Source organism: Streptomyces sp. NPDC059906, assembly GCF_042730645.1.
Lineage (GTDB): Bacteria > Actinomycetota > Actinomycetes > Streptomycetales > Streptomycetaceae > Streptomyces > Streptomyces rubrogriseus.
The window spans coordinates 124,217-131,034 of the sequence record NZ_JBHWKU010000025.1 but is presented as its reverse complement, the minus strand read 5'-3'; the positions used below and the strand labels follow the sequence as shown (position 1 = coordinate 131,034).

4 protein-coding genes and 1 pseudogene are annotated in these 6,818 nt (G+C 71.8%); all 5 read left to right on the top strand.

The window, feature by feature from the left end; genetic code table 11:
- Window positions 1-1,665, top strand: a pseudogene (locus ACFV9J_RS30315) (hypothetical protein); the annotation flags it as partial.
- Window positions 1,666-1,674: 9 nt separating this feature from the next.
- The gene (locus tag ACFV9J_RS30310; protein WP_003973453.1) at window positions 1,675-2,088 is read left to right on the top strand and encodes a roadblock/LC7 domain-containing protein; all 414 of its coding nucleotides are present in this window, start codon (window positions 1,675-1,677) and stop codon (window positions 2,086-2,088) included.
- Window positions 2,089-2,199: 111 nt separating this feature from the next.
- A complete protein-coding gene (locus tag ACFV9J_RS30305) occupies window positions 2,200-2,598 on the top strand; it encodes a DUF742 domain-containing protein (RefSeq protein WP_003973454.1) in 399 nt (132 codons plus the stop codon).
- Window positions 2,579-3,154 carry an ATP/GTP-binding protein gene (locus ACFV9J_RS30300; protein ID WP_003973455.1) on the top strand — a complete coding sequence of 192 codons (576 nt, stop codon included), beginning with the start codon at window positions 2,579-2,581 and terminating at the stop codon, window positions 3,152-3,154. The genes ACFV9J_RS30305 and ACFV9J_RS30300 overlap by 20 nt, the downstream gene beginning before the upstream one ends.
- A gap of 406 nt (window positions 3,155-3,560) precedes the next feature.
- Window positions 3,561-6,815: a nitrate- and nitrite sensing domain-containing protein gene (locus tag ACFV9J_RS30295; RefSeq protein WP_385359325.1), complete on the top strand. Its 3,255-nt coding sequence runs from the start codon at window positions 3,561-3,563 to the stop codon at window positions 6,813-6,815.
- Window positions 6,816-6,818 lie beyond the last annotated feature (3 nt).

The window sequence follows — 6,818 nt, the reverse complement described above, 5'->3', positions numbered from 1 at the left end:
CTCGGTGCCGGCCAGGGGCCGCGGGCCGCACTGCCCGGGCGCGACGCGGGCGGCCGCCCGGGTGCGCCGGGTGGCGCGCGCGGGCCCCAGTCCCCCGCGGTCCCGGGCCAGCAGAACCGCCCGGCTCCGGCCGGCGCGGGTGCCGGTGCCGGTGCCGGTCAGCAGGCGCCCGGTGCTCCGCAGGGCCTGCAGGCCGCGGGCATGAACGCGCCGCAGGGCAACGCGCCTGCGAACAACGCCTCGCCGGGTCAGGACATGTTCGGCGGCAACCGCACCCCGGGCGCGCCCCCGCAGCGCAAGCGGGGCGGCAACGGCGACGCCGAGCAGGGCCGTCGTCCGCAGCTGCCGCCGCGCGGCGGTCCGCGGGCCGAGCTGCCCGGCGGCAACCCGCAGCCGCGGGTGCCCAGCTGGAGCGACGAGAACGCGCAGCCGCCGGTGGAGCGGGCCTCGCTGGACGCCCCGCGCGGCCACGACGAGCCGGACAGCTCCCGCACCGACCTGACGCCGCGCCTCGACGAGCGTCAGGGCCCGGGCTCGACCGCCGAGATGCCGGCCGTGCCCCGGTTCGGCGAGCCCCAGTCCCCCGCCGCCACGGCGGAGTTCGCCCGCCCCGACTTCGACGCCCCGGCGCCCCGTCGGGACGAGTCGCAGGACACTGGCCAGTACGCCCAGCCCGGCCAGAACCAGTACGACGCGCGGAACGAGTACGAGGACCAGTACGGCCGGCAGGACCAGTTCGGTCAGCAGGGCCAGTACGGGCAGGACCAGTACGCGCCGGGCCAGTACGGTCAGGCCGGGCCCGGCCAGGACCAGTACGACCGGCCTCGGTTCGGCCAGGACGCCCCGCAGAACGACCAGTTCGCGCGGCCCGAGCCGGCCGCCCCGCAGCAGGACGGCGGAGCCTTCGTCCGCTCGGACGTCTTCGGCGGTCAGCCGGCCCCGAACGGCCAGGCCCCGGCCGACCGCTTCGCCGCCTCCCAGGGCTACGACAGCGGCTCGACCGGCCGGCACGACCTGCCGGGCCGTCAGGACCCGGCCGCCACCGGCCAGTTCGAGCGTCCGCAGGCGGGTGGCACGCAGGGCGGGAACGACTTCGGCGCCCCGCGTCCGCCGGCCCCGCAGCGACCGGTTCCACAGGAGCCCGCGGGTCAGAACACCAACGGGACTTCCGCGCAGCGACCCGGAGACGGCTGGGCCCTGCCCCCGGCCTCCGGTCCCGGTGACGGACGTACGCCGCTGTACGACACGCTGGAGACCAACTGGTTCCACGGTGACCGCGAGTCGAGGGCGCCGCAGGCCGCCCCGGCCGCGTCCCCGGAGCCGCAGGCCGCCCAGCCCCAGACCCCGGCGGCCCCCCAGCGGCCGGCCACCTCGGCCTGGCGCAGCTCGCCGAACGACGATCTCGTCCGGCAGGCGGAGCGCGTCAGGCAGCCGGCCGCGGGTGGGGTCACCACCTCCGGCCTTCCACGCCGGGTACCCCGGGCCAACCTCGTCCCGGGGACGGCTCAGCAGCAGTCGCACCAGAGCGGTCCGGCGGTTTCGCGTGCGCCCGACGACGTGCGCGGCCGGCTGACCAATCTCCGTCGGGGAATCGCACAGGGCCGTCAGGCCGGTACCAACCAGACCGGCAGCTACCCGCGGCCCACTCACCAGCAGGAGCGTTAGTTGAGCCCGATGAGCCAGGCGGCACAGAACCTCAACTGGTTGATCACGAATTTCGTGGACAACACCCCGGGGGTGTCCCACACCGTCGTCGTGTCCGCCGACGGACTCCTCCTGGCGATGTCCGAGGGCTTCCCTCGCGACCGCGCCGACCAGCTCGCGGCCGTCGCCTCGGGGCTGACCTCACTGACCGCCGGGGCGTCCCGGATCTTCGAGGGCGGCAACGTGGCACAGACGGTCGTGGAGATGGAGCGGGGGTTCCTCTTCCTCATGTCCGTCTCCGACGGCTCGTCCCTGGCCGTCCTCGCGCACCCGGAGTGCGACATCGGCCTCGTCGGCTACGAGATGGCGCTCCTGGTCGACCGCGCGGGTGCGGTCCTCACACCCGACCTGCGCGCCGAACTACAAGGCAGTCTGCTCCACTGATCGGCCCCGGCACCACCCGTGTTACCAAATCACCGTCCGGCCGCCACAATCCCCCCACCGGCCTCGTCAGACGGCTTGACTGACCGACTTGCTGTCCCGCCCGGAGGATTCATGACCCCGCCCACCGCCTCTCATGATCCGTACGCGGAGCCGTACGAGGACGAGGGCGACCAGCCGCTGGTCCGTCCCTACGCGATGACCGGTGGCCGGACCAGGCCGCGCTACCAGCTCGCCATCGAGGCGCTGATCAGTACGACGGCCGACCCGGCAGCGCTCATGGGGCTGCTTCCCGAGCACCAGCGGATCTGCCACCTGTGCCGCGAGGTGAAATCGGTGGCCGAGGTGTCGGCCCTGCTGGCGATGCCGCTCGGGGTGGCGCGAATCCTGGTCGCGGACCTCGCGGAGGCAGGGCTCGTCGCCATTCACCAGCCTGGCGGAGACGAGAACAACGGCGGTGCGCCTGACGTGACACTGCTCGAAAGGGTGCTCAGTGGACTTCGAAAGCTCTGACGGAGGGCGGGCGACCACCTCCGCGAAGATCGTGGTGGCCGGCGGCTTCGGCGTCGGCAAGACCACGTTCGTGGGCGCCGTCTCCGAGATCAACCCGCTGCGCACCGAGGCCGTGATGACCTCGGCCAGCGCCGGGATCGACGACCTCACGCACGCCGGGGACAAGACGACCACGACGGTCGCCATGGACTTCGGCCGCATCACGCTCGACCAGGACCTGATCCTGTACCTGTTCGGCACGCCTGGCCAGGACCGGTTCTGGTTCATGTGGGACGACCTGGTGCGCGGCGCCATCGGCGCGGTCGTGCTGTGCGACACCCGCCGGCTGGCCGACTGCTTCCCGGCCGTCGACTACTTCGAGAACAGCGGTCTGCCGTTCGTCGTCGCGCTCAACGGCTTCGATGGCCAGCAGCCCTACTCGCCGGACGAGGTGCGCGAGGCGCTACAGATCGGCCCGGACACCCCGATCATCACGACGGACGCACGGCACCGCGCCGACGCGAAGTCGGCTCTGATCACGCTGGTCGAGCACGCGCTGATGGCCCGTCTGCGGTAGGCCCACCGGCCGCCGCAGCCAAGTCGGCAGGGGTCTACGGCACTTGTCGTAGGCGGTTCGGAGCCGACTGTGTCCTTTGACACGGTCGGCTCCGCTGTTCATAACGTTTCGGCAGAGGAATCGGGTGGTACCGACACGCGACGCGGTCAACTGGTCTCGCTGCGCGCACGAACGCCCCGTCTTTTGACGGACCTCGCTCTTTATGACCGTTTTACGTGGGGCTTACATCACGTGTAACCCCCGCGTTCCACTGTTTGGAAGAGCGCTGGTCGCCGTGCTGGAATGCCAGAACTGCCCCATGGTCTAAGACGTACTCAGCAGTAGCGCGTACTCGATGACTGACGGAGTGGGTTCTGAGACACAGCGGCACGACACAGGTGCCGACCGCCGAGAGGTTGTTGGTCGAGTGAGGCGAAGCAAGAACAGTCCCGAGCCATCGGCCCGGGGCAACTTCACCCCGCCGCCGCGCACAGCGGCGCCCGCCCCCGCCCCCGCCGCGGAACCCAAGGCCGAGCCGCCCGCGCCGAGCGGTGGCCGTTTCACGCCGCGCAACTGGCGGGTGACCACCCGGCTGAACGCGATCCTGCTCATACCCGTGCTGGTCGGCCTCGTCATGGGCGGCTTCCAGGTGAAGAGCTCGATCGACACCTGGCAGGACGCCGAGGACGCCGAGAGCACCGCGCGTCTCGTGCGCGCCTCCCTCGGCTACGCCAACGCCCTCTACAACGAGCGCGACATCACCGCGGCCCCCCTGCTGCAGGGCAAGGGTGAGAAGGACGCCACCGTCGCCGCGGCCCGCCGGGCCACCGACGAGGCGGCCGACACCTTCGACGCGGCGGCCCAGGGCATGCCCGGCAAGGCCGGCCTGGAGCGCCGGCTGAAGGTGTTCCGCGAACAGGAGCCCAAGCTCCAGACGCTGCGGGCGGCCGCGTACACCTCCAAGCTCAAGGGCGTGGAGACCGAGGAGGGCTACACCGGTGTCGCCCACCCCCTGATGGAGTTCGCCAACGAGCTGGGCCTGGGCACCGGCAACATCACCTCCTACGGCCGTACCGTCTACGCGATCTCCCTGACCAAGGCCGCGCTCTCCCTGGAGCGCTCCATCGGCATGCACATGCTGGTCAAGCCGGGCCCGGAGCCCGGCCACCTCGCCAGCCAGCGCGTCGCGCTCTCCTCGTACGCCTACCTGGAGCGCATCGCGATCGAGGAGTACATCGGCGGCGGTACCGAGGCGGACGCGCAGAAGCTCGAGGACGCCGAGGCGAAGCTCAAGGAGGACGGCGCGGCCATGGCCAAGGAGGCCAAGGCCAAGGACCCGGACTACGTACCGCCGCCGTCCAACCCGACGACGATGATCTCGGAGCTGGCCGGGCTGGAGTCCACCGACACCAGCGATCGCGCGGACCTGGCCCAGCAGGGCATCACGCCGGAGAACTGGTGGGCGGTCAACACCCTCAAGTTCGACGCGTACCAGAAGATCGAGTCGGATCTGGCCGACAAGGCGGTGTCCGAGGCGTCCACGATCGCCGACGACGCCGAGCGGGACGCCTACATCACGGGTGCCGCGGTCGTGATCGCGCTGCTCGCCGCCTTCATCCTGGCCGGCATGGTCGCCCGTGGCATGAGCCGCTCCATGCGCCAGCTGCGCAACGCCGCCTTCGGCATCGCCGAGCAGCGCCTGCCGATGCTGGTCGACCAGCTCTCCCGCACCGACCCCGGCCGGGTCGACACCCGGGTCCAGCCGATCCCGATCACCTCCACCGACGAGATCGGCGAGGTCGCCCGCGCCTTCGACCAGGTGCACCGCGAGGCGGTCCGGCTCGCCGCCGAGCAGGCGCTGCTGCGGGGCAACATCAACGCGATCTTCACCAACCTGTCGCGCCGCAACCAGTCGCTGATCGAGGGCCAGCTGAGCCTGATCACCGACCTGGAGAACAACGAGGCCGACCCGGACCAGCTGGAGAACCTCTTCCGCCTGGACCACCTGGCCACCCGTATGCGCCGCAACGGCGAGAACCTCCTGGTCCTCGCCGGCGAGGAGCCCGGCCGCCGCTGGGACCAGCCGGTCCCACTGGTCGACGTGCTGCGCGCCGCCTCCTCCGAGGTGGAGCAGTACGAGCGCATCGAGCTGTCCGGTGTGCCGGAGGCCGAGATCCACGGCCGCGCCGTGACCGACCTCGTGCACCTGCTCGCCGAGCTGCTCGAGAACGCCACCACGTTCTCCTCGCCGCAGACCAAGGTCCGCGTCACCGCGACCCGGCTGCCCGACGGCCGCGTGATGGTGGAGATCCACGACAAGGGCATCGGCCTGACCGCCGAGGACTTCGCGGACATCAACCACAAGCTGGCCAACCCGCCGACCGTGGACGCCGCGATCTCGCAGCGCATGGGCCTGTTCGTGGTCGGCCGGCTGTCCGACCGGCACGGCATCCGCGTGCAGCTTCGCCCCTCCGGCGAGCAGGCCGGCACCACCTCGCTGGTCATGCTCCCGGACGCCATCACCCACGGTGGCGGCGGCGAGCAGCAGCAGCGCGACGAGTTCACCGTGTCGCAGATCATCCCGGAGCAGAACTTCCAGGGCGAGAACTTCGGCCAGGTGGGCCCTGTCGGCCAGCCCATGCGCACCGCCGCGGAGCTGGGCTTCGACGACAGCCGGTACGCCGAGATCCCCGACGACATACGCGAGCTGGACCCGGTGGGCCGCTCGCTGATGCGCGAGGAGCGCCGCGCGGCCCTGGAGGCCCAGTCGCACCCCGAGCTGCCCGGTCCCGCGGACCAGGGTGGCGCCGGGAACGACGGGGCCACCGGCTTCCAGGACCAGTTCACCGGACAGCAGCCGGGCTACGACGCTCAGCAGCCGGGCTACGACCAGTCCCCCGACGGCTACCAGCAGCAGCCGAACGGCGCGTACCAGGAGTCGCCGAACGCGGCGTACGACCAGCAGTCGGCGTACGCCGACCCGCAGCAGGCGTACCAGGAACCGCGGCAGGCGTCGTACGACGAGCAGTACTACGCGCCGAACGGCGCTCTGCCGGAGTCCGGGAACTACTCGCCCTTCGAGCAGCGGCGCCACCAGGACGACTGGCCGCAGCAGGAGGGATACCAGGACGGATACCAGAACGGATATCCGGACCAGTACCCGACCGGTGCCCCTCAGGCGCAATCCGCCGAGGCCGCTGACGTGACCGAGGCGGACCGCGTAGGCTTCGACCGTCCGGGGCCGGCCCCCTCCGCCGCCCACGAGCTGACCGACGCCGGTCTTCCCCGCCGCGGATCCACCGCGGGCGGCGCGGGCGATGCGGGGCACGTGGGCCAGGAGACGCCGGCCGCCGCACCGGGGGCGGGCGGCGAGGACACCTGGCGGTCGGCCAACGACGACCGCTGGCAGCAGGCCTCCTCGCTGCGCAAGCCCAAGGCGGGCGGGGTGACCTCCTCGGGCCTCCCGCGCCGGGTGCCCAAGGCCAACCTGGTCGAGGGCGCGGCCGAGACCACTCCACAGGGAGGCCCCCAGGTCTCCCGCGCTCCGGAGGACGTCCGGGGCAGGCTGAGCAACCTGCGGCGCGGCGTCGAGCGAGGCCGCAACGCAGGCAGTGAAACGAACGGCCAGGACACAAGGAATGAACACCGTGGTCCTGACAGCACCTACAACCAGGAGCGTTAGTGT

Bases quoted from the DNA above. Each gene is read 5' to 3' on its own strand.
- ACFV9J_RS30310 (WP_003973453.1), top strand. From the start codon at position 1,675: ATGAGCCAGGCGGCACAGAACCTCAACTGGTTGATCACGAATTTCGTG.
- ACFV9J_RS30305 (WP_003973454.1), top strand. From the start codon at position 2,200: ATGACCCCGCCCACCGCCTCTCATGATCCGTACGCGGAGCCGTACGAG.